We start from the raw sequence: 25,418 nt of genomic DNA, 5'->3' as shown, positions 1-25,418 counted from the left end.
CGGCGACCTCCGCCCCGATGCGGCGCAGGGGGTCGAGCGAGACCAGCGCGTCCTGCGCCACCAGGCCGATCCGCGCGCCGCGGAGCCGCCGCCAGGCGCGCTCGCCGAGGGCGGCGGCATCCGTCCCGTCGATCACGAGCCCCTCCGCGGTCACGGTCGCCGCACGCGGCGTGAGCCCGAGCAGAGCGCGGGCGGTGAGGGTCTTGCCCGCACCGGACTCCCCCACGATCGCGACGCACTCGCCGCGCTCGACCGACAGGGAGACGCCGTCTACGACCGCCGTGCCGTCGAACGCGATCCGCAGACCCCGCAGCTCGAGCGCCCTCATGCCGTCCTCCCGTCCGCCCTGGCCCGCAGGATCCGTCCGACGACCGTCGCGCACACGACCGAGAGCGTGATCGCGATGCCGGGGAAGACCGAGATCCACCACGCCTGTCCGAGCACGTTCCGGCCTCCGGCGAGCATCAGCCCCCACTCCGGGGTCGGCTCGGACGGCCCGAGGCCGAGGAAGCTGAGCCCGGCGGCGGCGAGGATGCTGGATCCGATGCCGATCGTCGCGAGCACGCTGAGCGAGCCCAGCACCCCGGGGGCGACGTGCCGGGTGAAGGCCCGCAGCGGCGGCACCCCGAGGATGCGCGCGGCCTCTACGTGCTCGGCCACGCGCAGCGTCCTGGTCTGCACCCGGGCCAGGCGCACGTACACCGGCACCGCGGCCAGGGTCACCGCGATCGCAATGTTCACCGGTCCCGGGCCCAGCACCGCGACCACCACGAGCGCCACCAGGAACTCGGGGAACGCCATCAGCACGTCGTTGACCCGCATCACGGTGAGGTCCACGCCCCGCGGCGCCATCCCCGCCACCGCGCCGACGAGCAGCCCGACGACGACCGCGATGCCGGTCGCGAGGAGCCCGATGCCCAGCGACCGCCCGGCCCCGTGCACCACGCGCGCGTACACGTCGCGTCCGCTCTGGTCGGTGCCGAACAGGTGCTCGGGGCTGGGCGGCAGCAGGGCCGAACGCACGTCGGTCTGCAGCGGGTCCTGCGGGGCGAGGAGGTCGGGCCACACCGCCGCGACCGCGATCACCGCGAGCACCGCGACCGCCGACCACAGCGCCGCCCGCTGACCGCGGCTCATCGGGCGCCTCCGGCCGCTGCGGCCCGCACCCGGGGGTCGATCAGCGGATGCACGAGCTCGACCACGAGGTTCACCGCCACGAACACGACGGCGCTCAGCAGGATGATGCCGGTGATGACGGGGAGGTCGCGGTCGCTGATCGCCGCGAGGGTCACGCGCCCCAGCCCCGGCCGCGCGAACACCGTCTCCACCAGCACCGCGCCGCCCAGCACCGAGCCCGTGAGGTAGGCGGCCAGCGTGATGCCCGAGGCCGCACCGTGACGGAGTCCGTGCCGCAGCGTGAACCACGACGGGCTCGCCCCCCGCGCGCGGACCGTCTCGGCGAACGGCATCCGCTCGGCCTGCACGAGCGCGTCGCGCAGCACCTGGCTCAGCAGGGCCGCCACCGGCAGCGCGAGCGTGACCGCGGGGAGCACGAGGGTCGCAGGGTTGCGGGCGCCCGACACCGGGAACCACCCCAGACCGAACGCGAAGACGCTCAGCAGCACGAGCCCGATCCAGAACACCGGCGAGGACAGCACGACCAGCTCGACCGCCGCGGCCACCGCGCGCGCCGTCCGTCCGCGCACCAGCACGGTCACGGCGAGCGCGAGCACCACGGCGATCGCCAGGGCCAGCGCGGACAGCTGCAGGGTCGCCCCGAGCTGTCGGCCGATCACCTCGGTCACCGGCAGCCGCAGCTGATACGACTCGCCCAGGTCGCCCCGGGCGAGCTGCCCGATGAACGACGCGTACTGCTCCAGGACGGGCCGGTCGAGCCCGAGCTCGGCGCGGATGCCGTCCTTCACCTCATCGCTCACCTGCGCCTGCGGGCCGAGCATCACCGAGACCGGGTCGCCGGGGATGAGCCGGAAGGCGAGGAACGCGAGGGTGGCGGCGCCCCACAGCACCACCACTACGGTCGCGAGGAGGCCGGCGATCCGCGGCAGGGCAGCCTTCACCGTTGCGTCCTGCTTCCCTCGTCCCGGCGGCTGAGCGGACTCAGCCGAGGGTCACATCGTAGAACAGCGGCCGGCCGTACAGGTCGTACTGCAGGCCGTTCACGCGCTCGCCGACCGCCGTGATCGCGGACGGGCTGTAGAGCGGCACGATCGCGGTGTACGTGGCGTTCCACTCCTGCAGCTGCGCGTACAGGGCGTTGCGGGTGTCCTGGTCGCTCGAGGAGACCGCCTGCTCCAGCAGCGCGTCGATCTGGGGGTCGGTGACCTGCGAGGCGTTCTGGAAGCCCTCGCTGTGCAGGTGGTTGCGCAGGAAGTCGGCGTCCACGCCCGAGAAGCCCCAGTCCGTGAGGTCGAACGTCTTCGGCTCGTACTGCGCGTTGTAGGCGCCCGGCTCCAGCACCTCGCGCTGCACCTCGAAGCCGATCGCCTTGAGGTCGGACTGGATGGCGTTCGCGAGCGCGGCCTGGTCGTCGGGCACCGGGGTCCACGCGATCCAGCGCACCGAGAGGCGCGCGCCGTCCTTCATGCGGATGCCGTCGGCGTCGCGCTCGGTCCACCCGGCCTCGTCGAGGAGCGCGTTCGCGGCGTCCTGGTCGTACGGCCAGGTGCCCTCCAGCGCCGCGTCGTACCCGGGCGTCGTCGAGCCGAGGATGCTCCACGCCCGCGGGAACTGGCCGAAGTAGATCTCCTCCACGGCGGCGTCGATGTCGATGCCCCGCGCGAACGCCTGGCGCACCTTCTCGTCGGCGAATACGCCGTACTTCTCGTTCAGGTACAGCGAGTAGGGCAGGCCGGGGTACTCGACCGAGTCGACCGTGACGCCGTCGCCGAGCTCCTCGACCAGGTTCGGCGGGATGTCGCTGGCGAGGTCGGCCTCGCTGCTGCGCACGACGCCGCTGCGCACGGCGGCCTCGGGCTGGATCTCCACGCGCAGCGTCTGGAACGACGGCGCCTTCTCCCCGTGCGGCCCCCAGGCGTAGTCGTCGTTGCGCGTGTACACGAGCTCCTGATCGGGCGTGTACTCGGTGAGCTCGAAGGGACCGGTGCCCACGGTGACGCCCGGGCCCCCGGCCTTCAGCTTCGCCGCGGACTCCTTCAGCACCGCGGGCGAGTAGAAGCCCAGCTGCGGCGTGCTGGCGGCCTGCAGGAACGGGGCGTACGGCTGCGTGAACGTGACCTTCACGGTGTGCTCGTCGACGACCTCCGTGCCTTCGTAGAAGTCGGCGCCAATCATGCTGGCCGCCTGCGCGGACTTGGTCTTCGGGTCGACGATGCGGTCGAAGTTCGCCTTCACGGCCTCGGCGTCGAACGGCTCGCCGTCGGTGAAGGTCACGTCGTCGCGAAGCGTGAAGGTGTACTCGGTGCTGTCGTCCGACACCTCCCACTCCGTCGCCAGCCACGGGCTGAAGCTGCCGTCCTCCTCCTGGAACACGAGCGAGTCGAGCACGGCGCGCTGCACCATGCCGGAGACGTCGAGCTGGCTGACCTGCGGATCCATGTGCCCTGCGGAGAGGTTCGCGCCCTCGATCGACCAGACGAGCTCATCGCCCACCTCGCCGTCGGCATCGGTGGAGGGACCGGCGCACGCGGCGAGCACCAGGGCGGTGACGGCGGCGAGCGCGGCGGCGGGCAGGAGACGACGCACGGGGGTGGCGGGCATGACGGTCCTCAGAACGATCGGGTGGGATGGATCCATCCTAGAACCGATTTTTGGACGGGGTCGATCTGTGACCGCGGCCCTCGTGCGCCGGAGGTCAGAGCGCGGGGAGCACGAGGCGGTGGCGGTCGGCCGGGCCCGGCTGCTCCCCCTCCGACCGCGACTCCCCCGTCGGCACGACCACGACCGACAGCCCCTGTATCCGCGGCTCGGGCAGCCCGATCATCCGCACCTCGACGCGCAGATCGGCCCGCACTCCCGCGATCCGCCAGCGCAGCTCGGCCTCGCTCCCGGCGGCGACCACACGCTCCGCGAACGGCGCCTGCTCCGGCACGAGTCCGCCGACCTCCTCGAGCTGGGCGCCCAGCCGCGCATCCCGCACATCCGCGGGCACGTCGGCCAGCACGTGATCCGCGAGGACGGGATACGCGGAGGCGGACCGGCCCTCACGGATCGCCGCATCGATGGCCTGCGCCGCCGCCACGGTCTCCCGCCACGGTCGCACCACGGCCGACGGCGCCCCCGTGCCCGCGAGGAGCTCGTCCAGTGCGACGCCGGCCACGCGCCGCGCCGCGAAGTCATCCGAGTTGCCGAAGGCGACCACGCCGAGCCCGGTCGCGGCGTGCCACCGCATGTGCGACGAGAACCCGGGCAGCCCGCCCGAATGCTGCACGATCCGCCCGAACCGTCGATCCTCCTCGACGACCAGCCCGTAGCCGTAGCCGGCGGCGGCGAGCTCGTGTCCGGGGAACGCCCCTGGCGGCCCGGGGATGGGCGTGCGCGGCTGCTGCAGCTCCCTGCGTGACGCGGGTGAGAGCACCTCCGGCGCCACGGGCTCATCCGTGAACGCCGAGCCGAGGAACCACATCCACGTCGCGATGTCGTCCACCGTGCTGACCATGCTGCCGATGCACCCGAGCGCCCCCGCCCCCACGAACGGCTCGGGGCGGAAGGTCTCCCCGCCGTCGAACGTGCGGAAGCCGTGCGCCCGCTCGTCGTCGGGGAACGCGTCGGGGGTGTGCGCGGTGCGGTGCAGCCCGAGCGGCTCCAGGAGCACCTCGCGCACCACGTCCTCCACCGCTCTCCCGGTCACGGCCTCGACCGCCCGCCCGAGCAGCGACTGCCCGAGGTTGGAGTACTGATACACGGTGCCGGGGACCGCGGCGAGCGGCAGGCCCGACGCGAACAGCGCCGCGAGCTCCTCCCGGCCGGCGCCGAGGTGACGGTCGACCCAGGCGTTGTCCTCTCCCAGCCCCGAGCGGTTCGACAGCAGCTGCTCCCCCGTCACCGTGCACTCCCGGCCGTCGTGGAGCAGTCGCACGCCCGGTACCGACGTGGTGATCGGCGCGTGCAGGTCGAGCAGTCCGCGGTCGCGCAGCACCAGGACCGTCGCGGCGAGGAAGCTCTTCGACATCGAGGCGATGCGGAACACGGTGTCGCGTGTGGTCGGGCGCCCGTCGCCGTGCGGGTGTCCGTGCACCGCGACCGCCCGCACCGTGCCCCGGTCGCACACCGCCGCGACGGCCGCGGGGGCCCCGCGCCGCGCGTCGTCGTCCAGCCCGAGCCGGAGGACGCCCTCGTCCGTCGCCTCCGCCGGCCCGCGGGGCCCGGGGGACGTCATGCCGAGACCCCGGCGCGCACCTCGTCGGCGAAGGCCTCGATGAGCGCGCGGCTCGCGGCGGTGTTGTGGTCGTGCACGCGTTCGGCCTCCGCGATCAGGGCCGGCAGCGACCGTCCCTCGCCACGCAGCGCCGCGTCGTCCCAGCGCTCCAGGTCGGCGGCGGACGCCTCGGGGTGGAACTGCACGCCGCGCACGTGCGCACCCAGCCGGAAGGCCTGGTTCTCGACCGCCGCGCTGGAGGCCATCAGCACGGCCGCGGGCGGGAGAGCCGTGATCATGTCCTGATGGTTCTCGATCATGGGGGCCTCGTCACCGAGGGCGGCGAACACCGCGTCCTCGCGCCCCGCGTCCGTGGGCTGGATGGGCGTGGCCCCGCGTTCGACCGGCCCGGTCTTGGCCCGCACCTCGCCCCCCGCCACGTGCGCGAGCAGCTGACCGCCGAGGCAGATGCCGAGTGTCGGAAAGTCGCGGGCGATCGCCTCGGCGGCGAGCGCGCGCTCGGCCGCCAGCCACGGCGCGCGGTCGTCGTCGTCGGGCATGAGTCCCCCGCCGAGGAGCACGAGCCCCGCGTAGCCGTCGAGCGAGGTCGGCAGCGGCTCCTGCGCTCCCACGACCGGGTGGACGTCGAGGCCGCGCTCCGTGAGCCACGCACCCAGACGTCGCGGGCCCGAGCTGGCGGAGTTCACGATTACGAGCACACGGGCGCTCATTCCGCCCCTTCTCGCGCGGTGGTGTCGACCGCGGGCACCAGCGCCGCGGGGGCCGGTGACCCCGCGCGGCCGGCGAGGAACGCCTCGTGGTCGGGGTCGGAGGCGGCGAGCACGCGCAGCACGTTCTCGTGGGCGGCCGCGGCCAGGTCCTCCTCCGACCAGCCGCGTCGCCGGAGCTCGGCGAACAGAGCCGGGTAGCACGAGACGTCGCCGAGACCGTCGGGCATCGCGTCGGAACCGTCGTAGTCCGCGCCGATACCGACCGCGTGCGCACCCGCGACGCGCCGGACGTGGTCGAGGTGATCGGCCGCGTCGCTCACCCCGACCGCCGGGGCCTCGCCCGCACCGCCCGCCTCCCACCAGTCGCGTCTGGCCTGCGACAGGAACGTCGGCACAAACGGCACCATCACCACGCCGCCCTGCGCACCGATGGCCGCGAGCACGTCGTCCGGCACGTTGCGCGGGTGGTCGCACAGCGCGCGCGCTCCGGAGTGGCTCACGATCACGGGCCGCGTGGTGATCGCGAGCGCGTCGCGCATCGTGCTCGGCGCCACGTGGGACAGGTCGACCAGCACGCCGATGCGGTTCAGCTCGCGCACGACCTCCCGCCCGAACTCCGTCAGTCCGCCGTGGCGCTCCTCGTCGGTCGCGGAATCCGCCCAGGCGATCGTGCGCGACCACGTCAGAGTCAGGTAGCGCGCACCGAGCCGCGCGAACTGGCGCAGCGCCGCGAGCGAGCCGCCGAGCTGGTCGCCGCCCTCGATGCCGATCAGCGAGGCGATGCGCCCCTCGGCCATCGCCGCCCTGACGTCCGCCGCGGTCCGGGCGAAGGCGAGCCGATCGGGGTGGGCGTCCACCAGCCGGTGCACGAAGTCGATCTGCTCCAGCGTCGCCACCACCTGCTCCGCACCCTCCAGCACCGGGTCGACCCACACCGACCAGAACTGGGCCGCCACGCCCCCGGCATCCAGCCGCGGAAGGTCGGTCTGAGTGGCCGCCACCGGCCCGGCCAGCTCGTCCACCCGGTACCCGAGCAGCGTCCTGCTCGCCCAGGCCAGGTCGTTGTGCCCGTCGAACACCCCGTCCAGAGTCCGTCCGTCGCCGGTCATGTCAGTCCTCCCGTGCATCCAGCACCGCGTTCATCCGCGCGGTGAGCTCATGGTCGATCGCCAGGGCCGCGCCGTCGAGGGCGCGCACCGGCACCGCACCGCGCGTGCTGGAGCACAGCCACAGGGCATCCGCCCGCCGCAGATCCTCCCGCGTCACGGGCACGATCGCGGTGCGGCGGTCGGCGAGCCCCGCGAACACATCCCCCTGGGTGGTGCCCGGCAGCACGCCGAACTCCGGCGGCGGGGTGACCAGGGTGTCGTCGATGCGGGCGATCAGGGTCGACCGCGGCCCCTCCAGCACGAACCCGTCTGCGCTGACGAACACCACGTCGTCCGCACCGCGGCGTGCCGCCTCCCGCAGCGCCGCCTGGTTGACCGCGTAGGCGAGCGACTTCGCGCCCTGCAGCAGCCAGGGCGCCGTGTGCATCACGTCGTGCCGGTACCCGCGGTCGAGCACCACCGCGGTGACCCCCGCGGCGCGCACGGTCGAGGGGTCGGCGCCCGCGAAGCCGAGCACCCAGCCGGTGGGTCCCGCGTGGTCGAGCTCGTCGCCGCGGGTCATGGCGAACTTGATCGAGGCGATCTCGCCGTCGCGCAGCACCCCGGGTCGCGACACCGCGGCGGCCGCCCTGCGCACGGCCGTGCGCCAGCGGTCGAGCGACGGCGCCGGCAGCTCGAGCAGCGCAGCCGACCGTTCCAGCCGGTGCAGGTGCGCCTCCAGCGCCTGGGGCACGCCGTGGCGCACGGCCGCGGTCTCGAACACGCCGTCCCCTCGGGTCACCCCCAGGTCGGTGGCGCGGATGATCGGGGTCGCGGGGTCCACCTCGACGACGGCGTCCGCGGGGTCGGTGTCCGGGGACAGCTCCAGCCGGTACAGCAGCAGTGCGCGCATGGGTCCACTCCTCGCAGCGGTCCGGGGCCGTCAGCCGAGCGTGAGGGTGGTGTCGCGCACGTCGGACGCCGCGGAGTCGTACACCCGCGCGGCGTCGCGCTCGATGCGCGCCACCTGCACCTCATGGCCGAGGCCGGGCCCGGTCGGCACCCGCACACGCCCCGCCTGAGCGGTGACGGGCGGCTCGATGATGTCGCTCTCGTAGTACTTGTCCGATCCGGACACGTCGGAGGGCAGCAGGAAGCCGGGCAACGACGACACCGCGACGTTCGCGGCCCTGCCGACGCCGAACTCGTGCATGCCGCCGCACCACACGGGGATGCCGGCGTCGAGCGCGATGTCGTGCGCGGCGCGTGCCACCCCGAGCCCGCCCATCCGCGAGACCTTGATGTTGAGGATGCGCCCGGCGCCCAGACGGATCATGGCGCGCAGGTCGCCGAGCGCCACGACCGACTCGTCCAGGCACACGTCCGTGTCGAGGCGCGCCTGCAGTTCCGCGTGGGCCACCAGTTCGTGGGGGCCGAACGGCTGCTCGATCATGGTGAGCCCCTCGCGGTCGAGGCGCGCGAACACCGCGGCCGCCTCGTCGTCGTCCGGGTAGGCGCCGTTGGCGTCGACGTGGAGATCGAGGTCGGGGTGGGCGGCGCGCACGGCCCGCACGGGCTCCACGTCCCACCCCGGCGCGATCTTGAGCTTGACCCGCGGGTAGCCGGCCGCGCGCTGCAGCTCGACCTGCGCGAGGAGCTCGTCGATCGACGGTTCGATGCCGAGCGAGACCCCCGCGACCACCTCGTCCCTGGTGCCGCCGAGCGCCGCGGCGAGCGCGATGCCGTGCGTGCGGGCGTACAGGTCCCACACCGCGCCGGAGAATCCCGCCTTCGCGAACTCGTGTCCGCGCACGCGCGACCACGTCGACTCCAGGTCGGCCGGGTCGTCGCCGGTCGCTCCGAGCAGGGCGGGGACCAGGTACCGCGTGGCGATCTCCCACGCGGTCACCGTGGTCTCCGCGCCGAAGTAGGGGTCGCTCGGGGACGCGATCTCCCCCCAGCCGGTGCGCCCGTCCGTGTCGGTGACCTCGACGAGGATGTGCTCGATGCCGGACTTGCGGTGCGAGCTGGTCTCGAAGCTGTGCCGCAGCGGCTGGCGCAGCGTGAACAGGCGGATGCGGTCGATCTTCACGCGCCGCCCTCCTCGCTGCGCGGCCGCGGCTGCTCCGGGCCGTAGAGGCCGAGGCGCGCCACGAGCCGGTCGCGCTCGGCCAGGCGGCGACGCGCACCCTTCGCGCTCGCCGTGGTCAGGGCGCTGAGCAGGTGGCAGACCGCCGCGACCGGGGTCGGCGAGTCGGCGTACGACGCCGACCCGGTGCGCACGCGGATGAGCGACGTGGCGATCGGTGCCAGCGGCGCGTCCTCGCTGTCGGTGATCACGACGAGCTGTCCGCCCGCCTCGTGGAACAGCCGTCCGAGCCGCACGGTCTCCTCGCGGTAGCGCCGCAGGGAGAACGCGATCAGCACGTCGGAGGCGCGCACATCGGTCAGCACGGTGAGCGGCTGCAGTGCGTGCCCGTCCACGAGGAACACGTTGGACAGCGTGGCGGAGAGATCGGCGGTGAGCAGCTGCGCGTACGCGGCGGCCTTGCCCTCGCCCGCGACGTAGCGACGGCGGGCGCCGAGCAGGAGCGCGGCCGCCTGCGGCACCTGCGCCGAGCGGCTGAGCTCCTCGAACGTCTGCGCGAGGGTGCGCTGCTCGGTCTCGATGATGCGTGCCTGGATGCTCTCGGCCGACTGGTTGGTGCGGATGCGCTCGCCGAAGCGGTCGCGCGGTGAGACGAGGTCGCGGTCCTCGTGGTGGTGGTCGCTCATGCCGGGCCCTCCCCTGGTGTCGCGCGGTAGACCGCCGTCTGATCGTCGAGGCGCGTCGCCGCCACCAGGACCTCCCCGCGGTGGAACACCCCGGTCATGCTGCGCTCGAGGTCGCGGCGCAGCGCCTCGCGCTCGGCCGGGCTCAGGCGGCCGGGGTGCACGGGGATCGCGATCCAGGTGCCGTCCGGTGCGGCGACCGCGCGACCCCAGTCGTCCGGCCCGAGCGCCGGGGCGGACGGCGGCGTGGCACGCGGAGACGGCGCGGCGGCGGTGAGGTCCCACGAGACCACGAGCCGGTCGGTGTCGGGGCGCGCGTAGTAGTCGCGCTCGAACGCGATGCCGACGGCGCCGAGCGAGCTGAGGTTGAAGTGCGCGTTGCGCGACAGCAGCGGGTCGAAGGTCCAGCGCATGGTGCGCTGCCCCCACCGGAGGGCGACCGCGCGCTGCGCGAGCTTGAGGGCCTGACCGACGCCGCGGCCCTGCTGGGCGGCCTCGACGGCGGCCGCCTGCGAGTAGTGGAACAGCGTGCCGTCGGTGTCGCACCCGGCGAAGCCGTAGGCGAATCCGATGAGCGCGCCGTCGTCGGCGAAGGCCCCGATCGCCGAACCGCCGTTGCGGGCGAGCGCGGTGAGCAGGTTGGCGTTCAGCGCGTACTCGCTCTCGGTGTAGGCGAACACCCTGGCGTACAGCGCCGCGGCCTCTCGGAACTCGGTGTACTGGGTCAGCTCCCGACAGCCGTAGCCGATGCCCGCGTCAGCGGCCACGGAGAAATGAGGCACGATACGTTTCCTAAGATTGAAGAGTCCTGCTGCTCTGAGCGATGTTATCGGCGGCTTGCACGGGGATCAAGAGGCAGATACGGTTCGTAACTGTGACCACTTCTCCGGCGGCGCAGCACGCGGACCACTCTTCTGACGACATCATCGCACTCGTGCGCGAGCTCGTGTCGATCGAGTCGCCGAGCCGCGACACCGCCGCCAGCGCCCGCATCGCCGACGTCCTGAGCGCCCGCTTCGAGGCCATCGGCGGCACTGTCCGCCGCGAGCCCACGAGCGCCGGGACCGACCTGGTGATCGACGTGCCGGGCACGGGCGATCCGCTCCTGTTCATCGGGCACACCGACACCGTGTGGCCCGTCGGCGCCCTCGACGGGGAGGTGCCCTGGGTGGAGGACGGCGACGTCGTCCGCGGACCGGGCGCCTACGACATGAAGGCCGGGATCGCGGTGATGCTCGAGGCTCTGCGCACCCTCCAGCCGCTCGCGGTCGAGCGGCGCCGGGCCGTGCGGGTGGTGCTCGTGTGCGACGAGGAGATCGGCTCCCCCGTGTCCGGGCCGCTGCTGGCCGCACGCGCGCGCGGGGCCGCGGCGGCGATCGGCTTCGAGTCGCCGCACCCCGACGGCGCCCTCAAGGTCGGCCGTCGCGGCAGCGCGCGGGTGCGCCTCTCGGTCACCGGGCGCGCCGCCCACGCCGCCCTCGATCCGGAGCACGGGATCTCGGCCGTGGACGAACTCGTCGACCAGCTGCTCGCGGTGCGACGCATCGTCGCGGATCCCGCCCTGCCCGGTCCGGTGCTGTGCAACGTCGGCACGATCGCCGGAGGAGCCCGCACGAACGTGGTGCCGGCGGAGGCGGCGGCCGAGATCGGCCTGCGCTTCACGGATCCCGTGACCGAACGCCGGGTGCTCGACGCCCTGGCCGCGCTGCACCCGGTGCGCGAGGGCGCGACCGTGACGGCGGAGGTGCTCAGCGCGCGGCCGGCCTGGCGGGCCTCCGCGCAGGACGCCGCCCTGCTGGAGCAGATCTCCGAAGCGGCGGCCGGTGTCGGTCAGCGCATCGAGGGTCGTCCGGCCGCGGGCGCCGGGGACACCAACCTGCTGGGCGGGCTCGGCCTGCCGACCGTCGACGGCTTCGGGCCACGGGGCGGGGGCGCACACGCGGTGGACGAGCATTTCCTGCGCTCCTCCCTGCACGACCGGGTCGCGCTCCTGCGTGCCGTGCTCACGATCGCCGCGGACTGACGATACGATTCCCGTTCGCGTGCCCCGGGACCCCTGGCGAGGATACGTTCCGGATCTCCACGGTGACGATGCGACGCCGTCTCGGCGGTTCCCGCACGTGCGCATCCTGGCAGCCCCGTGTTTCCGCCGTGTTACACCCAAACGGCGCCGGGGGGTCTTCTCCACGACCGCAGTTTTTCTTCCGCGATACGCATCGAATCTCTTGACCCCGGGCCCGACTTCCGCTTGCATGGTCTCCACCGACCCGGCTTCATCGTGGATCCGGGCGGCGCCCGAAGGGACTTCTTCCATGCGTCTTGCCCCCCGCTCGAAATCAGTGCGAAGTCTGACCGCCGCCGCGATCGCGACCGCGCTTCTCGTCGCCGCGCCGGTCGGTGCCGCCCAGGCGCAGACCGCGAGCGCCGCCACCGAATCCCCCGCATCGGACACCACGCTGCGCATCGCGACGTCCGGGTTCGTCGACACGTTCAACCCGTTCATCTCGATCTACCTCACGCCGACCAACATCATCCGGTACGTGTACGAGTCGCTCGTGCAGAACGACGCCGAGGATGGCTCCCCGACCAAGGGTCTGGCGGACTCGTGGGAGGCCACCGACGGGGGCCAGACCTGGACCTTCACGCTGCAGGACGACCTGGTGTGGTCCGACGGCGAGCCGATCACCTCCGCCGACGTGAAGTACACGTACGACCAGATGCTCACGGTGCCCGCGCTGGGCACCGCCAACGGCAACCTGGTGTCGAACTTTGACACGGTCGAGACGCCCGACGACAAGACCGTCGTCATCACCCTGAAGACCCCGCAGGCCCCGAACCCCGGCTCCGAGATCCCGATCGTGCCGAAGCACATCTGGGAGAAGGTCGACGACCCGACCACGTTCGCCAACGACTCCGAGGTCGTCGGCTCCGGCCCGTTCGTGCTGGACAGCTACTCCGCCAACCAGTCCATCACCCTGAAGGCGAACGAGAACTTCTGGCGCGGCGCCCCCAAGATCGACGCGATCCAGTACGTGTACTACACGAACTCCGACGCGCAGGTGCAGGCCCTCAAGGCGGGCGACGTCGACCTCGTCACCGGTCTCACCCCCACCCAGTTCGAGGCGCTCGACGGCGTCGACGGCGTCACCACCCACTCCGGTGAGGGCCGCCGCTACCACTCGATCAGCATCAACGTGGGCCAGCAGACCCGCGACAACGTCCCCTACGGCACCGGCAACGCCGCGCTCAAGGAGCTCGAGGTGCGCCAGGCCATCCGCCTCGGCACCGACACCGCGACCCTGCTCGACAAGGTGCTCGACGGCGAGGGCACGCTGGCGACGAGCTTCATCCCCGCGTCCTTCCCGAAGTGGCACCTGTCGGAGGACGACGACGTGATCGTCGGCTTCGACCCCGAGGCCGCGCAGGCGAAGCTCGACGAGGCCGGCTGGACGCCCGGGGCCGACGGCATCCGCGAGAAGGACGGGCAGCGTCTCGCGCTGCGCCTGCTGATTGACGCCGACGACGCGAACGAGCAGTCCATCTCCGACTTCTTCGTGCCGTGGATGAAGGACATCGGCATCGAGATCACGGTCGAGTCCACCGACTCCGACACCATCAGCGCGAAGGCCACGTCCGGCGACTACGACCTGTACTTCAGCGGCTGGTCGGTCAACCCCGACCCCGACTACCAGCTCGGCATCAACACCTGCATGAACCTGCCGACCGCGACCGACGGCACCGGCGGCACCACGCAGGACGGCTACTGCAACCCCGAGTTCGACGAGATGTACGCCCAGCAGCGCTCCGAGATCGACGAGGAGAAGCGGCAGGAGATCGTGCACGACATGCTCGCGCTGAACTACACCGACACCGCGCAGGTGGCCACCTGGTACGCCAACTCGCTCGAGGCGTACCGCTCCGACCGCTTCACCGGGTTCACCCTGCAGCCCAAGGACGGCGGCATCATCGCCAACCAGGCCGGCTACTGGGGCTACCTGACCGTGGAGCCGGTCGAGGGCGCGACGGCCGGCGGCACGGGCACCAACACGGGCCTCATCATCGGCGGAGTCGTCGTGGGAGTGATCGCCGTGGGCGCCCTGGTCTTCTTCCTGATCCGACGCCGCAACATCGCCGACGTCGAATGAGCCCCGCGAGACGTCGCGGGCGGCGGTAGCCCGCCCCCGCGACGTCTCCGGCTCCGCAGCAAGGAGACCCCCATGTCCAACGCGGTACCCCCCTCCACCTCGGCCATCGCCACGAGCGCGGCCGCCGAAGAGCAGCCGACCGGCGTCGGCGCCCTCCGGTACATCCTCGGCAAGCTCGGCGGCGCGGCCATCAGCCTCGCGATGGTGATCCTCCTCGGATTCTTCGCCTTCAAGATCCTGCCCGGCGACCCGGTCGCCTCGATCGCCCGCGAACGCGGCATGAGCTCCGAGCAGGCCGACCAGCTGCGTGAGCAGCTCGGCCTGAACAAGCCGCTGTGGCAGCAGTTCTTCGACTACCTCGGCAACGTCTTCACCCTCAACTTCGGCACGAGCTACGTCTACCGCACGTCGGTGTCCGAGCTGATCGGCCAGTACTTCTGGAACACGATCCTGCTCACCGGGACCGCGGCGGTGATCGCGATCGCGCTCGGCCTGTGGCTCGGCCAGAAGGCGGCGTGGAAGCACGGCTCCACCTTCGACCGCATCGTCTCCGGCACCTCGCTCGTGTTCTGGTCGGTGCCGACGTTCTGGCTGGCCCTGCTGCTGCTGATGATCTTCGGCGGCACGCTGCACTGGTTCCCCACCGGCGGCATGGTGTCTCCCAACCCGCCGACCGACCCGGTGGGCATCGTGCTCGACGTGATCTCGCACATGGTGCTGCCGGTGATCACGATGGTCGCCGTGGTGTACGCGCAGTACCTCATGGTGATGCGCAGCTCGCTCCTGGAGGAGATGGGCGCCGACTACCTCACCACCGCACGCGCCAAGGGCCTCCGCGAAGACCTCGTGCGCCGCCGCCACGCCGTGCCGAACGCGCTGCTTCCCACCGTCACCCTCGTGTTCATGCACATCGGCGGCCTGATCGCGGGAGCCGTGACCGTGGAGACGGTGTTCTCCTGGCCCGGCCTCGGCAAGCTCACGTTCGAGGCGATCTCCGGCCCCGACCTCCCGCTCCTGCAGGGCACCTTCGTGGTGTTCTCCACGATCATCATCGTGATGAACCTCATCGCGGACCTCATCTACCGTCAGCTCGACCCGAGGGTGAGGCGCGCATGACCACGGCATCCCCGACCATCCGTTCGCCCCGCGCCCTGGCCTGGCACCGCCGCGGCGTCGCCTTCACCGGCTTCTGCCGGGAGTTCGCGCACCACCGCGCCGGCATGGTGGGGCTCGTCTTCCTCATCATCGTGGCGCTCGTCGCGATCTTCGCGCCCGTCATCGCCCCCGCGAGCATGCTCGACGTGACGAAGCTCGTCGACGTGCAGCGGTTCGCCCCGCCCTCGTGGGAGCACCCGCTGGGCACCGACCACCAGGGTCGCGAGATCTGGGTGCGCATGGTGTGGGGCGCCAGGGTGTCGCTGCTCGTCGGCCTCGCCGCCACCGCGATGTCGATGATCATCGGCACGCTCGTCGGCATCGCCGCCGGACACTTCACCGGCTTCTTCGGCGGCCTCATGATGCGCATCATCGACTTCTTCCTGGTGCTGCCGTCGCTGATCCTCGCGATCGTGCTGTCGTCGGTGCTGAGCCGCGGAGTGTGGACGATCATCATCGCCATCGGCCTCACCTCCTGGGCGGGCACGGCCCGCGTGGTGCGCGCGCAGACGCTGTCGGTCGAGTCGCGCGACTACATCGAGCGCTCGCGGGCGCTCGGCGCCGGCCACTGGCACATCATCCTCAAGCACCTGCTGCCCGGGGTGCTGCCGCTCGTGCTCGCGAACACGACCCTCACGGTCGGCTCCGCGATCATCTCCGAGTCGACGCTGGCGTTCCTCGGCCTCGGCGACACGACCCTGCAGTCCTGGGGCTCGATCCTGAAGAACGCGATGGACGTCTCCGCCGCGACCAGCGGCTACTGGTGGTACGTGCTCGTGCCCGGTATCGCGATCGTGCTCGTGGTGCTGGCCTTCACCGTGATGGGCCGCGCGGTCGAGAACATCACCAACCCCACGCTGAGGAGCCGCTGAGATGCCCGACCTGATCTTCGACGACGTCTCCATCACCTACCGCACCTCCGGCCGCTCCGGCCGCGACGAGGTCGCCGCGGTGCGCAACGTCTCCCTCACCCTCCCCGCCGGGCAGACCCTCGGCATCGCCGGCGAGTCGGGGTCGGGCAAGAGCACTCTCGCGATGAGCGTGCTGCGCCTGCTCCCCCGCAACGCCCGACTCAGCGGACGCGTGCTGCTGGGCGACCAGGACGTGGCGACGCTGTCGTTCGGACAGCTGCGCGCCGTGCGGTGGGCGCAGACCTCCATCGTGTTCCAGGGCGCGATGCACTCGCTGAACCCGGTGCGCACGGTCGCATGGCAGCTGAACGAGGCGCTGGAGCTGCACGCCTCCGATCGCTGGAAGACCGAGAAGGCGCGGAAGGAACGGGTGCGCGAGCTGCTCGACGTCGTCGACCTTCCGCCGCAGAAGGGCGAGGCGTATCCGCACGAGCTCTCCGGCGGGCAGCGGCAGCGCGTCATGATCGCGATGGCTCTCGCGTGCGACCCCGAGGTGATCATCGCGGACGAGCCCACCACCGCGCTCGACGTGATCGTGCAGAAGCAGATCCTCGACATGATCTCCCGGCTGGTCGCCGAGCGCGGCATCTCGATGCTGATGATCAGCCACGACCTGTCGGTGCTCGCGACCGCGTGCGACCGCATCGCGATCATGCGCAACGGCGAGCTGGTCGAGGTCGGCGAGAGTTACGCGGTGTGCACGACGCCCGAGCAGGCGTACACGCGCCAGCTCGCCGACGCGTTCCCCACCATCGGCGACCCCGCCTCCCGCATGGCGCCGGTGACCCGGCACGGACGCGACGCCGACGACGTGCCGGAGATCGTCCACGGCGACGAGGTGCTGCTGGAGGCGAAGGGCCTCAACGTCACCTACCGCTCGGGAGGCCGGCCCGTGCACGCGGTGCGCGACGTCGACCTCGCGGTGCGGCGCGGCGAGATCGTGGCGCTGGTCGGCCAGTCCGGCTCGGGCAAGTCGACCCTCGCCCGCGCCCTCATGGGACTGCAGCCCGCCGACCCGGGGTCGCAGATCCTGTTCGAGGGCTCTCCGATCGCGGCGAAGGGCCGGGCGCTCGCGCAGTTCCGCTCGCAGGTGCAGCTGGTGCTGCAGGACCCGTGGGCGGCGCTCAACCCCAAGCACAGCGTGTACGAGTCGGTCGCCGAGGGCCTGCGCGTGCAGCGCTACCCCGGAGACGAGCGCGAGCGCGTGGCGCAGAGCCTCGCCGACGCCGAGCTGACGCCGCCCGAGCAGTACTTCGGCGCGATCCCGCAGGAGCTCAGCGGCGGTCAGCGGCAGCGCGTCGTGATCGCCGGGGCCCTGGCCGTGCAGCCGCAGATGCTGATCGCCGACGAACCCGTCGCCTCGCTCGACGCCTCGGTGCGCGGCGAGATCCTGGGACTGCTGCTCGACCTGCGCCGCCGCCTCGGGCTCTCGGCGCTCGTCATCACGCACGACCTCGGGCTCGCGTGGAACATCGCCCACACGGTCGCCGTCATGTACCACGGGCAGATCGTGGAACACGGCCCCACGGAGGAGGTGCTGCTGAACCCGCAGCACGAGTACACGCGGCACCTGCTCTCTGCGGCACCGCGCATCGAGGAGAGGACCGCATGACCGACACGATGGAGGGCACCGCGATCGGCACGGACTCGCCCTACCTGGACTCCGCGCCGCTGCGACCGGGCGACACCGTGGCGATCGTGTCGCCCTCGGGCCCCGGCAACGAGGAGAACACGCAGCGCGCCGTCGACTACTACGAGTCGTGGGGCCTGAACGTGAGGGTGGGAGAGCACGTGCTCACGCCGCACCCGCGCGCCTCCTACCTCGCCGGCCCCGACGACCTGCGCCGCGCCGACCTCGTGGCCGCCTGGCTGGACCCCGAGGTCGACGCGGTCGTCACGGCCCGCGGCGGCTACGGCGCCCTGCGGCTGCTCGACGGCATCGACTGGGCGGCCATGCGGCGCGGAGCCCTCCGGCGCGACGGACGGCCGAAGCTGCTCACCGGCTCGTCCGACGTGACCGCGCTGCACGAGACCTGGCGCGCGCACCTCGGCGTCGCCACGCTGTTCTGTCCGATGGCGGGCAACAACGTGTTCCGCGACTCGCCGACCGTGCGCGACGACGTGCAGCGCTGGCTGTTCGAGCCCTGGCGCGGACGCGAGCTCATCGGCCCGAAGACCGAGATCATGACGCGGGGCCGGGCGGAGGGACGCTTCACCGGCGGCAACCTCAGCCTCCTGGCGGCGGGACTGGGGGCGCCGGAGGCCGCCGTCGCCGCCCCGGGCATCCTGTTCCTGGAGGACATCACGGAGGAGCCGTACCGGCTGGACGGCTTCGTGACGCAGCTGCGCCGGGCCGGGCGGCTCGCCCAGGCCTCGGGCATCGTGCTGGGCTCCTGGCACGAGTGCGGCGACCTCGAGCTCGTGCACGCCCTGATGCGCGACGAGTTCCAAGACCGCGGGGTGCCGGTGCTGTGGGAGCAGGGCTTCGGCCACGACCCGCACGCGCTCACGATCCCGCTCGGCGTGGACGGGGTGCTCGACGCGACCGGGGACGAGCCGCGCCTCACGGTCGGGCTGCCGGCATGATCGCCCTCCCCCCGCTCGACCCCCGGGCGACCTGGTCCGTCCGGCTGCTCGACGCGGACACCGGGGCGACCCTGGCCGAGCACGACCCGGACGTGCAGTGCGAGACCGCGAGCATCGGCAAGATCTTCCTGCTCATCGAGGTCGCCCGGCGGCTGGAGGACGGGACGCTCGCGGCGGACGCGCGCATCGACATCCCCGACGAGCACCGTGTCGAGGACTCGGGGCTGCTGTACCGGATGCACGACCAGCGCGTCACCGTGCACGACGCGGCACTCCTCGTCGGCGCCGTGAGCGACAACCTCGCCACGAACGCGCTCCTCCACCTCTGCGGACTCGACGCCGTCCGCGCGGTCGCCCCGGAGCTCGGCTACCGCGACACCGCGCTGCACGACTACATCCGCAACGAGCGCACGCCCGACCTGCCGTGGACGCCGTCGTTCGGCACCGCGGCCGAGCTGTCCGACGTGATGCGGCGGCTCGGCGCCGGCGAGGTCTTCTCCCCCGCCGTGAGTGCGCGCGTGCTGGACTGGCTGGCCGCCGACACCGACACGTCGATGGCCGCCGACGCGTTCCTGCTCGACCCCCTCGCGCACGTCGAGGCCGAGTACCAGGGCCTGGTGCTGCGTCACAAGACCGGCAGCGTGGGCTTCGCTCGGGTGGACGTCGGACTGCTGCGCGGCCCGGAGGGCGCGGTCGCCTACGCCGTCGCGGCGAACTGGAAGACCGCGGGCACCGATCTGCGAGCGCCCGTGCTCGACGGCATGCGCGCGGTCGGCGAGCTCATCCGGGCGCACGTGACCGGACGCCCGCGCGACGACGGAGGGGACGCATGAGCGCGATCGACGTGGAGCTGCCGAGCGGGAACGGCACCGTGTGGTCGGTGCTCGTGCAGGACGTCGACACCGGCGAGGTGCTGCTGCGCCACGACCCCGAGGCCGTGCAGGACACCGCGAGCGTGGGCAAGATCTTCCTGCTGCACCGGCTGCTCGCCGAGGTCGACGCGGGCACCCGCACGCTGGAGGAGCGCGTGACCCGGCGCCCCGTGGAGGCCATCGAGGACTCGGGGCTGTGGTACCTGCTGCAGGCCGACGAGCTGTCGCTGTACGACGTGGCGGCGCTGATCGGCGCGGTGAGCGACAACGCCGCCACCAACACCCTGGGCCGCGTGATCGGCATCCCCGTGGTGCAGGAGCACACCCGGGCGCTCGGCTACACCGCCTCCGCGCTCGACGACATCGTGCGGTGGCCGATCCCGCCCGGCGCTCCCCGGACGCTGTCGCACGCGAACGCCGCGGAGCTCGTGCGCTTCATGTCGCGGCTCGCCGACGGCGCCGATCTCTCGCCCGCGTCGGCCGACACGCTGCGGCGGTGGCTCGGTGCCGGCATGGACCTGTCGATGGTCGCCTCGGCGTTCGAGCTCGACCCGCTCGCGCACTGGGGTTTCGACCGCGGCGTGTGGCTGCTGAACAAGACCGGCACGATCTCGCGGGTCCGCGCCGACGCGGGCCTCGTCATGTCGCCCACCCGGCGCATCGCCTACGCCGTGCTGGCCACCTGGAACAGCGGTGCGGACGGCCGCGGCCCGGTGCTCGCGGCCATGCGCCGGATCGGCGAGGGCATCCACGCCGCGCTCGCCGACTGAGCACCGCTCGCACCGCAGGACATCCGGGCGCGGTTGCCGTGACACGTCGCGCGTCCGTCCTCCACGGCGACGTTTCCCCCCGGGTCGTGAACGCCGGTCAGACGACCCCGGCGCGCGCCAGGCGCTCGCGCACCCGATCGATCGGCACCGCGTGCGCCGTCCGCCCCTCGGGGCCCACGGTGGTCTCGGCGGCCAGCACGGAGTTGATCAGCGCCTCCTCGACCGCGTCCATCGTCGCGGCGAACAGCGGCGAGAGCTCGTCGTCCGCCGCGAGCCCGCCCGTCGCCGGGTCGTGCACGGAGAACGCGATGGCGTAGTCGCCGCTGCCCTGCGCGTAGTCGGCACCGACGCCCCGCATCGCGAACACGGCGCGGTTGGCCACGCGCCCGAGCTGGCGGCCGTCGACCGGCGCATCGGTGGCGACGACGATCATGCAGGAGTTCCCGACCGGCTCCGCAGGGTCGTCCGTGAGCAGCTCCTCCGCGGGCAGGGGCACCCCGGCGATGCGCAGCGTGCCACTGAAGTTCGTCTGCACGAGCGCGCCGACCGTGCACGGGGTTCCGGCCACGTCGGCCACCCGCGACGCCGTGCCGATGCCGCCCTTGTAGCCGAGGGCGACCGTCCCGGCACCCGCACCGACACAGCCCTCCGCGACGGGACCGGACGCCGCCGCCTCCAGTGCCGCGACCACCTGCTCCTCGCCCACGGCCCGCCGACGGATGTCCGAGAGGAACCCGTCGTTCGTCTCCCCCACCACCGGGTTCAGCGTCGTCGTGTGCGCGTGCGCGGGTGTCGCCAGCAGGTGCCCGAGCAGCGCGTCGGCCACGCGGAACACCGACAGGGTCGACGTGAGGAGGATCGGCGTCTCCAGCGCGCCGAGCTCGCGCAGCTGCGTGGCACCGACGAGCTTGCCGTAGCCGTTGCCCACGGAGAGGTTCGCGGGAAGGCTGCGGCGCCGCGCGGTGAGCGCGTCCGGCACGATCGCCGTGACCCCCGTGTGCAGACCGTCGCCGTGCAGCGTGGCGTGGCCGACCCGCACCCCGGGCACGTCGGTGATCGCGTTCTCCGCACCGCGCGCGAAGGCTCCGGCCGCGACGCCGAGGTCGGCGAGCCGGGGACGGGTGGACGAGGACGACGGCGATGTCATGCTCCGATCCTCCCAGTCGCGGCGGGTGCGGGTCCGCGCCGCGCCGAGCGCCCGCCGCGGTCGAGCGACCCGCCCGCACGCTCGGTAGACTGGGCGGCACCACCCACACTCAGGCACGCTCACACAGTGCCGCATACATCGCTCGAGGAGACCTCCATGTCCGCCATCCCTGACAAGCCCGCACTCGAAGGTCTCGAAGCGAAGTGGGACGCCGCCTGGGCGGAGCAGGGCACCTACCTGTTCGACCGTCTGCGCGCCGCGGAACTCGGCCGTGAGGGCGTGTACTCGATCGACACCCCGCCGCCCACCGCCTCGGGCAGCCTGCACATCGGGCACGTGTTCTCGTACACGCACACCGACGTCAAGGCGCGGTACGAGCGGATGCGCGGCAAGACCGTGTTCTACCCGATGGGCTGGGACGACAACGGCCTGCCCACCGAGCGCCGCGTGCAGAACTACTACGGCGTGCGCTGCGACCCCTCGCTCCCCTATGACCCCGACTTCGCCCCGCCGTTCGAGGGCGGAGACAACAAGTCCAGCCGTGCGGCCGACCAGCAGCCCATCAGCCGGCGCAACTTCATCGAGCTGTGCGAGCGCCTCACGATCGAGGATGAGAAGCAGTTCGAGGCACTGTTCCGGCAGCTCGGCCTGAGCGTGGACTGGACGCAGACCTACCGCACGATCTCCGACGACACGATCCGCCAGAGCCAGCTCGCGTTCCTGCGCAACATCGACCGGGGCGAGGCCTACCAGGCCCTCGCGCCGACGCTGTGGGACATCGACTTCCGCTCCGCCATCGCGCAGGCCGAGCTGGAGGACCGCGACCAGCAGGCCGCGTATCACACGATCGAGTTCCCCTTCGCGGACGGCTCCGGCTCGATCGCGATCGACACCACGCGTCCGGAGCTCCTCCCCGCGTGCATCGCGATCGTGACCCACCCCGAGGGCCCGCACAAGCACCTGATCGGCACGAAGGTGCGCACCCCGTTCTTCGGTGCCGAGATCGAGATCCACGGTCACCACCTCGCCCAGCCCGACAAGGGCACCGGTGCCGCCATGGTGTGCACCTTCGGCGACGTGACCGACATCGTCTGGTGGCGTGAGCTGCGCACGACCGATGGTCGCGACCTGCCGAACATGACCACGATCGGCCTCGACGGCCGCTTCCTCCCGGAGGCTCCGTCCCTCGTGGCCGACGCCGACGCCCGCGCCTGGTACGCGGCCGAGGTCGCCGGCAAGACCGTGTTCAGCGCCCGCAAGGCGATCGTCGAGAAGCTGCAGGAGACGGGCGACCTGACCGCGCTCGGCAAGCCCTTCCAGCACGCCGTGAAGTTCTTCGAGAAGGGCGACCGTCCGCTCGAGATCGTGTCCACGCGCCAGTGGTACATCCGCAACGGCGCCCGCGACGGCGAGCTGCGTGACCAGCTGCTCGCGCACGGGCAGGAGCTCGCGTGGCACCCCGACTTCATGCGCGTGCGGTACGAGAACTGGGTCGGCGGTCTCACCGGCGACTGGCTCGTGTCCCGGCAGCGCTTCTTCGGCGTGCCGATCCCCCTCTGGTACGCGCTGGACGAGAACGGCGACCGCGACTACGACCGCGTGCTCGTCCCCGACGCCGCGAGCCTGCCGATCGACCCGACCACCGACGTGCCGGCCGGGTACACGGAAGACCAGCGCGGCGTGCCGGGCGGGTTCGACGCCGAGGCCGACATCCTCGACACGTGGGCCACGTCGTCGCTCACGCCGCAGCTCGCCGGCGGCTGGCAGCGCGACGAGGAGCTGTGGCAGCTCACGGCCCCGTTCGACCTGCGTCCGCAGGGGCAGGACATCATCCGCACCTGGCTGTTCTCCACCATGCTGCGTTCCACGCTGGAAGACGGCAGGGCCCCGTGGAAGAACGCCGCGATCTCCGGCTTCATCGTCGACCCGGACCGCAAGAAGATGTCGAAGTCGAAGGGCAACGTGGTCACCCCGGCCGACGTGCTCGACGCGCACGGCTCCGACGCGGTGCGGTACTGGGCGGCCTCCAGCCGACTGGGCATGGACGCCGCGTTCGACCCGCAGAATCCGACCCAGGTGAAGATCGGGCGGCGCCTGGCCATCAAGGTGCTCAACGCCGCGAAGTTCGTGCTGTCGTTCCCGGTGCCGGAGGGGGCGCAGGTCACCCACGCGCTGGACGCCTCGATGCTCACGGCCCTCGACGCCGTGGTGGCGGAGGCGACCGCGGCGTTCGACCGCTACGACGCCGCGCGCGCGCTCGAGCTCACCGAGGCGTTCTTCTGGACGTTCTGCGACGACTACCTGGAGCTGGTGAAGGAGCGGGCGTACAACCAGAACGACGTGGGACAGGCGTCGGCGGCACTGGCGCTGCGCCTGGCGCTGTCCACGCTCCTGCGTCTGCTCGCGCCCGTGCTGTCGTTCGCGACCGAGGAGGCGTGGTCGTGGTTCGAGCAGGGTTCCGTGCACACCGCCGCGTGGCCGGAGCCGCTGGGCATCGAGGGCGACGCCGCGGTGCTGGCCGCCGCGAGCGAGGCCCTGATCGGCATCCGTCGTGCGAAGACCGAGGCGAAGGCGTCGCAGAAGACCCCGGTGTCGCGCGCGGCGATCGCCGCCCCTGCCGCGAAGCTCGACGCGCTGCGCGCCGCCGCCGACGACCTCCGCGCGGTCGGCCGCATCGCCGAGCTCGAGTTCACCGAGGCCGAGGAGTTCGCGGTGACCGCGATCGAGCTCGCCCCGGTCGAGGCGTCGTGATGCAGCTCGGCACCCGCTGGGCCACCGGCACGCAGCCGCCCGCGTCGGTCCCGGAGGCGCTGCGCCCCGCGATCGCCGAGGTCGAGGCCCGCGGGCTCACCGGACACTGGACGCTCACCTGGCTGGAGGGCCGGGCGCTCGCCGAGCTCGACGCGGGCTGGGAGGTCGTGCAGACGGCGTCCGGCGAGGTGGTGGCGCGTCCGTTCGAGGACTGAACAGCCCCCGTGCGACGAGAGCCCCGGATCCTCTGCGGATCCGGGGCTCTCGCGTCCGTGGCAGGGGCCGTCAGCGGCGCGGCGCCCCGAGCTGGGCGAGCAGGTGGTCCACGGCGTGCGGGTCGTGGCGGCGAGCCTGCTGCTCCGCCAGCAGGTCGAGGGCGAGCTGGCGGCGCCGCGCGCGCTCGGCCACGCGATGCTCGACGAGTCCGGTGAGGCGGTCGGCGAGGCGCAGCAGCCCCCGCTCCGTGCGCGTGGGGGCGGAGAGGTGCAGCGTGGCGGCGGTCATGATGCGGACCCCGGCTCGGCCGCACCCGCCGCGGACGGCGGCGTCGGCAGGTCGAACAGCTCGGCGCGCACCGACACCCGCCGCACGTCCGGCCCGGTCTGGCCGCGGTACCGCTCGATCGCCGATTCGATGACGGCCTCCAGCTCCGCGCGCAGGGCGAGTGCCTGGGCGGGGGTCACGTCGAGGTGCGTGGTGAGCGTGATGCCCACGTCACCCCACCCGTCGGGAACCTCGGACGCCGGTCGGTTCAGGTACGACATCAGCGTCTCGTGCCGCAGCCGGAAGAACTCGGAGGTCACGATCTGCGCGGCGGCGCGGTTCGCGGGCGAGGTCATGTCGTCCGGGCCCGGCACGTCGATGCGCCCCTTAGGCCGCTCCCACCAGCGCTCCCTGGCGGTGCCGCGGCCCTCGACCTCGCGGATGAGGTCGTGCGCGGCGAGGGCGCGCAGGTGATAGCTCGTGGAACCCGAGGTCTCCCCTACGAGCGCGGCGAGGGAGCTCGCGGTCTGGGGGCCGCGCGAGGCGAGCAGGTCGAAGATCTTCACGCGAAGCGGGTGGGCGAGGGCCTTCAGCGCTCCGGCGTCGAGCGTTCGCACCTGGGTCTGTTCGGTCATGAGTGCAAAGATACCCTTGCAAACGATTCTTTGCAAG

The 25,418-nt window shown here is 72.4% G+C and carries 24 protein-coding genes; 10 read left to right on the top strand and 14 right to left on the bottom strand.

The window, feature by feature from the left end:
* From DW297_RS07470 to DW297_RS07420, 11 genes are all read right to left on the bottom strand, one after another.
* A partial coding sequence (locus DW297_RS07470; RefSeq protein ID WP_136030945.1) for an ATP-binding cassette domain-containing protein occupies positions 1-328 on the bottom strand: 328 nt, incomplete at its 3' end.
* Positions 325-1,137, bottom strand: coding sequence for an ABC transporter permease (locus DW297_RS07465; protein ID WP_136030943.1), 813 nt, complete (start codon positions 1,135-1,137; stop codon positions 325-327). The genes DW297_RS07465 and DW297_RS07470, both read right to left, overlap by 4 nt.
* On the bottom strand, positions 1,134-2,078 hold the full coding sequence (locus DW297_RS07460) for an ABC transporter permease (protein WP_136030942.1): 945 nt from the start codon (positions 2,076-2,078) through the stop codon (positions 1,134-1,136). Before DW297_RS07460 ends, DW297_RS07465 begins: the two co-directional genes overlap by 4 nt.
* A gap of 40 nt (positions 2,079-2,118) precedes the next feature.
* Positions 2,119-3,738: an ABC transporter substrate-binding protein gene (locus DW297_RS07455; protein ID WP_136030939.1), complete on the bottom strand. Its 1,620-nt coding sequence runs from the start codon at positions 3,736-3,738 to the stop codon at positions 2,119-2,121.
* A 94-nt stretch (positions 3,739-3,832) separates the two neighbouring features.
* On the bottom strand, positions 3,833-5,356 hold the full coding sequence (locus tag DW297_RS07450; protein WP_136030937.1) for a serine hydrolase domain-containing protein: 1,524 nt from the start codon (positions 5,354-5,356) through the stop codon (positions 3,833-3,835).
* Positions 5,353-6,066: a type 1 glutamine amidotransferase gene (locus tag DW297_RS07445; RefSeq protein ID WP_136030935.1), complete on the bottom strand. Its 714-nt coding sequence runs from the start codon at positions 6,064-6,066 to the stop codon at positions 5,353-5,355. Before DW297_RS07445 ends, DW297_RS07450 begins: the two co-directional genes overlap by 4 nt.
* The gene (locus DW297_RS07440; RefSeq protein WP_240744547.1) at positions 6,063-7,175 is read right to left on the bottom strand and encodes a dipeptidase; all 1,113 of its coding nucleotides are present in this window, start codon (positions 7,173-7,175) and stop codon (positions 6,063-6,065) included. The genes DW297_RS07445 and DW297_RS07440 overlap by 4 nt, the downstream gene beginning before the upstream one ends.
* Before the next feature lies 1 nt (position 7,176).
* The gene (locus tag DW297_RS07435) at positions 7,177-8,067 is read right to left on the bottom strand and encodes an aminotransferase class IV (protein WP_136030933.1); all 891 of its coding nucleotides are present in this window, start codon (positions 8,065-8,067) and stop codon (positions 7,177-7,179) included.
* A 30-nt stretch (positions 8,068-8,097) separates the two neighbouring features.
* Positions 8,098-9,246, bottom strand: a complete 1,149-nt coding sequence (gene menC / locus DW297_RS07430; protein ID WP_136030931.1) for an o-succinylbenzoate synthase — start codon at positions 9,244-9,246, stop codon at positions 8,098-8,100.
* Complete coding sequence (locus DW297_RS07425) at positions 9,243-9,929, bottom strand: MurR/RpiR family transcriptional regulator (RefSeq protein ID WP_136030929.1); 687 nt, start codon at positions 9,927-9,929, stop codon at positions 9,243-9,245. The genes menC and DW297_RS07425 overlap by 4 nt, the downstream gene beginning before the upstream one ends.
* Positions 9,926-10,708 carry a GNAT family N-acetyltransferase gene (locus DW297_RS07420; protein ID WP_136030927.1) on the bottom strand — a complete coding sequence of 261 codons (783 nt, stop codon included), beginning with the start codon at positions 10,706-10,708 and terminating at the stop codon, positions 9,926-9,928. The genes DW297_RS07425 and DW297_RS07420 overlap by 4 nt, the downstream gene beginning before the upstream one ends.
* Before the next feature lie 92 nt (positions 10,709-10,800).
* On the opposite strand from DW297_RS07420, the gene DW297_RS07415 reads away from it, so the two are divergent.
* From DW297_RS07415 to DW297_RS07380, 8 genes are all read left to right on the top strand, one after another.
* Positions 10,801-11,949, top strand: coding sequence for a M20/M25/M40 family metallo-hydrolase (locus DW297_RS07415; protein WP_136030925.1), 1,149 nt, complete (start codon positions 10,801-10,803; stop codon positions 11,947-11,949).
* 316 nt (positions 11,950-12,265) lie between these two features.
* Complete coding sequence (locus tag DW297_RS07410; RefSeq protein ID WP_240744546.1) at positions 12,266-14,071, top strand: ABC transporter substrate-binding protein; 1,806 nt, start codon at positions 12,266-12,268, stop codon at positions 14,069-14,071.
* Between the two features lie 72 nt (positions 14,072-14,143).
* Entirely contained in the window at positions 14,144-15,187 is a 1,044-nt protein-coding gene (locus DW297_RS07405) for an ABC transporter permease (protein ID WP_136030921.1), read from the top strand.
* Positions 15,184-16,098, top strand: a complete 915-nt coding sequence (locus tag DW297_RS07400; RefSeq protein ID WP_136030919.1) for an ABC transporter permease — start codon at positions 15,184-15,186, stop codon at positions 16,096-16,098. Before DW297_RS07405 ends, DW297_RS07400 begins: the two co-directional genes overlap by 4 nt.
* Before the next feature lies 1 nt (position 16,099).
* On the top strand, positions 16,100-17,749 hold the full coding sequence (locus DW297_RS07395) for an ATP-binding cassette domain-containing protein (RefSeq protein WP_136030917.1): 1,650 nt from the start codon (positions 16,100-16,102) through the stop codon (positions 17,747-17,749).
* A complete protein-coding gene (locus DW297_RS07390; RefSeq protein WP_240744545.1) occupies positions 17,746-18,723 on the top strand; it encodes a S66 peptidase family protein in 978 nt (325 codons plus the stop codon). The genes DW297_RS07395 and DW297_RS07390 overlap by 4 nt, the downstream gene beginning before the upstream one ends.
* Positions 18,720-19,556, top strand: a complete 837-nt coding sequence (locus DW297_RS07385) for a serine hydrolase (RefSeq protein ID WP_136030915.1) — start codon at positions 18,720-18,722, stop codon at positions 19,554-19,556. Before DW297_RS07390 ends, DW297_RS07385 begins: the two co-directional genes overlap by 4 nt.
* Positions 19,553-20,365 (top strand): serine hydrolase, encoded by an 813-nt coding sequence (locus DW297_RS07380; RefSeq protein ID WP_136030913.1) that lies wholly within the window; start codon positions 19,553-19,555, stop codon positions 20,363-20,365. Before DW297_RS07385 ends, DW297_RS07380 begins: the two co-directional genes overlap by 4 nt.
* Positions 20,366-20,462: 97 nt before the next feature.
* On the opposite strand, the gene DW297_RS07375 is transcribed toward DW297_RS07380, so the two are convergent.
* Positions 20,463-21,512 (bottom strand): P1 family peptidase, encoded by a 1,050-nt coding sequence (locus tag DW297_RS07375; RefSeq protein ID WP_136030911.1) that lies wholly within the window; start codon positions 21,510-21,512, stop codon positions 20,463-20,465.
* Between the two features lie 156 nt (positions 21,513-21,668).
* On the opposite strand from DW297_RS07375, the gene valS reads away from it, so the two are divergent.
* On the top strand, positions 21,669-24,263 hold the full coding sequence (valS, locus tag DW297_RS07370) for a valine--tRNA ligase (RefSeq protein WP_136030909.1): 2,595 nt from the start codon (positions 21,669-21,671) through the stop codon (positions 24,261-24,263).
* Positions 24,263-24,478 (top strand): hypothetical protein, encoded by a 216-nt coding sequence (locus DW297_RS07365; RefSeq protein ID WP_136030907.1) that lies wholly within the window; start codon positions 24,263-24,265, stop codon positions 24,476-24,478. Before valS ends, DW297_RS07365 begins: the two co-directional genes overlap by 1 nt.
* A gap of 70 nt (positions 24,479-24,548) precedes the next feature.
* On the opposite strand, the gene DW297_RS07360 is transcribed toward DW297_RS07365, so the two are convergent.
* Entirely contained in the window at positions 24,549-24,767 is a 219-nt protein-coding gene (locus tag DW297_RS07360; RefSeq protein WP_136030905.1) for a hypothetical protein, read from the bottom strand.
* A complete protein-coding gene (locus DW297_RS07355) occupies positions 24,764-25,381 on the bottom strand; it encodes an ArsR/SmtB family transcription factor (RefSeq protein ID WP_136030902.1) in 618 nt (205 codons plus the stop codon). The genes DW297_RS07360 and DW297_RS07355 overlap by 4 nt, the downstream gene beginning before the upstream one ends.
* Positions 25,382-25,418: the final 37 nt, after the last annotated feature.

It is taken from the genome of Microbacterium sp. PF5 (assembly GCF_004794315.1).
GTDB lineage: Bacteria > Actinomycetota > Actinomycetes > Actinomycetales > Microbacteriaceae > Microbacterium > Microbacterium sufflavum.
The sequence above is the reverse complement of the archived record's forward strand: the minus strand, read 5'-3'. Positions and strand labels throughout refer to the sequence as shown.

What these genes read in the sequence shown, in the direction of transcription:
- valS (WP_136030909.1), top strand. Translation starts at nt 21,669, where the DNA reads ATGTCCGCCATCCCTGACAAGCCCGCACTCGAAGGTCTCGAAGCGAAG.
- DW297_RS07440 (WP_240744547.1), bottom strand. Translation starts at nt 7,175, where the DNA reads ATGACCGGCGACGGACGGACTCTGGACGGGGTGTTCGACGGGCACAAC.
- DW297_RS07395 (WP_136030917.1), top strand. Translation starts at nt 16,100, where the DNA reads ATGCCCGACCTGATCTTCGACGACGTCTCCATCACCTACCGCACCTCC.
- DW297_RS07385 (WP_136030915.1), top strand. Translation starts at nt 18,720, where the DNA reads ATGATCGCCCTCCCCCCGCTCGACCCCCGGGCGACCTGGTCCGTCCGG.
- DW297_RS07450 (WP_136030937.1), bottom strand. Translation starts at nt 5,356, where the DNA reads ATGACGTCCCCCGGGCCCCGCGGGCCGGCGGAGGCGACGGACGAGGGC.
- DW297_RS07455 (WP_136030939.1), bottom strand. Translation starts at nt 3,738, where the DNA reads ATGCCCGCCACCCCCGTGCGTCGTCTCCTGCCCGCCGCCGCGCTCGCC.
- DW297_RS07380 (WP_136030913.1), top strand. Translation starts at nt 19,553, where the DNA reads ATGAGCGCGATCGACGTGGAGCTGCCGAGCGGGAACGGCACCGTGTGG.
- DW297_RS07435 (WP_136030933.1), bottom strand. Translation starts at nt 8,067, where the DNA reads ATGCGCGCACTGCTGCTGTACCGGCTGGAGCTGTCCCCGGACACCGAC.
- DW297_RS07390 (WP_240744545.1), top strand. Translation starts at nt 17,746, where the DNA reads ATGACCGACACGATGGAGGGCACCGCGATCGGCACGGACTCGCCCTAC.
- DW297_RS07465 (WP_136030943.1), bottom strand. Translation starts at nt 1,137, where the DNA reads ATGAGCCGCGGTCAGCGGGCGGCGCTGTGGTCGGCGGTCGCGGTGCTC.
- DW297_RS07425 (WP_136030929.1), bottom strand. Translation starts at nt 9,929, where the DNA reads ATGAGCGACCACCACCACGAGGACCGCGACCTCGTCTCACCGCGCGAC.
- DW297_RS07355 (WP_136030902.1), bottom strand. Translation starts at nt 25,381, where the DNA reads ATGACCGAACAGACCCAGGTGCGAACGCTCGACGCCGGAGCGCTGAAG.
- DW297_RS07375 (WP_136030911.1), bottom strand. Translation starts at nt 21,512, where the DNA reads ATGACATCGCCGTCGTCCTCGTCCACCCGTCCCCGGCTCGCCGACCTC.
- DW297_RS07360 (WP_136030905.1), bottom strand. Translation starts at nt 24,767, where the DNA reads ATGACCGCCGCCACGCTGCACCTCTCCGCCCCCACGCGCACGGAGCGG.
- DW297_RS07400 (WP_136030919.1), top strand. Translation starts at nt 15,184, where the DNA reads ATGACCACGGCATCCCCGACCATCCGTTCGCCCCGCGCCCTGGCCTGG.
- DW297_RS07365 (WP_136030907.1), top strand. Translation starts at nt 24,263, where the DNA reads ATGCAGCTCGGCACCCGCTGGGCCACCGGCACGCAGCCGCCCGCGTCG.
- DW297_RS07405 (WP_136030921.1), top strand. Translation starts at nt 14,144, where the DNA reads ATGTCCAACGCGGTACCCCCCTCCACCTCGGCCATCGCCACGAGCGCG.
- DW297_RS07445 (WP_136030935.1), bottom strand. Translation starts at nt 6,066, where the DNA reads ATGAGCGCCCGTGTGCTCGTAATCGTGAACTCCGCCAGCTCGGGCCCG.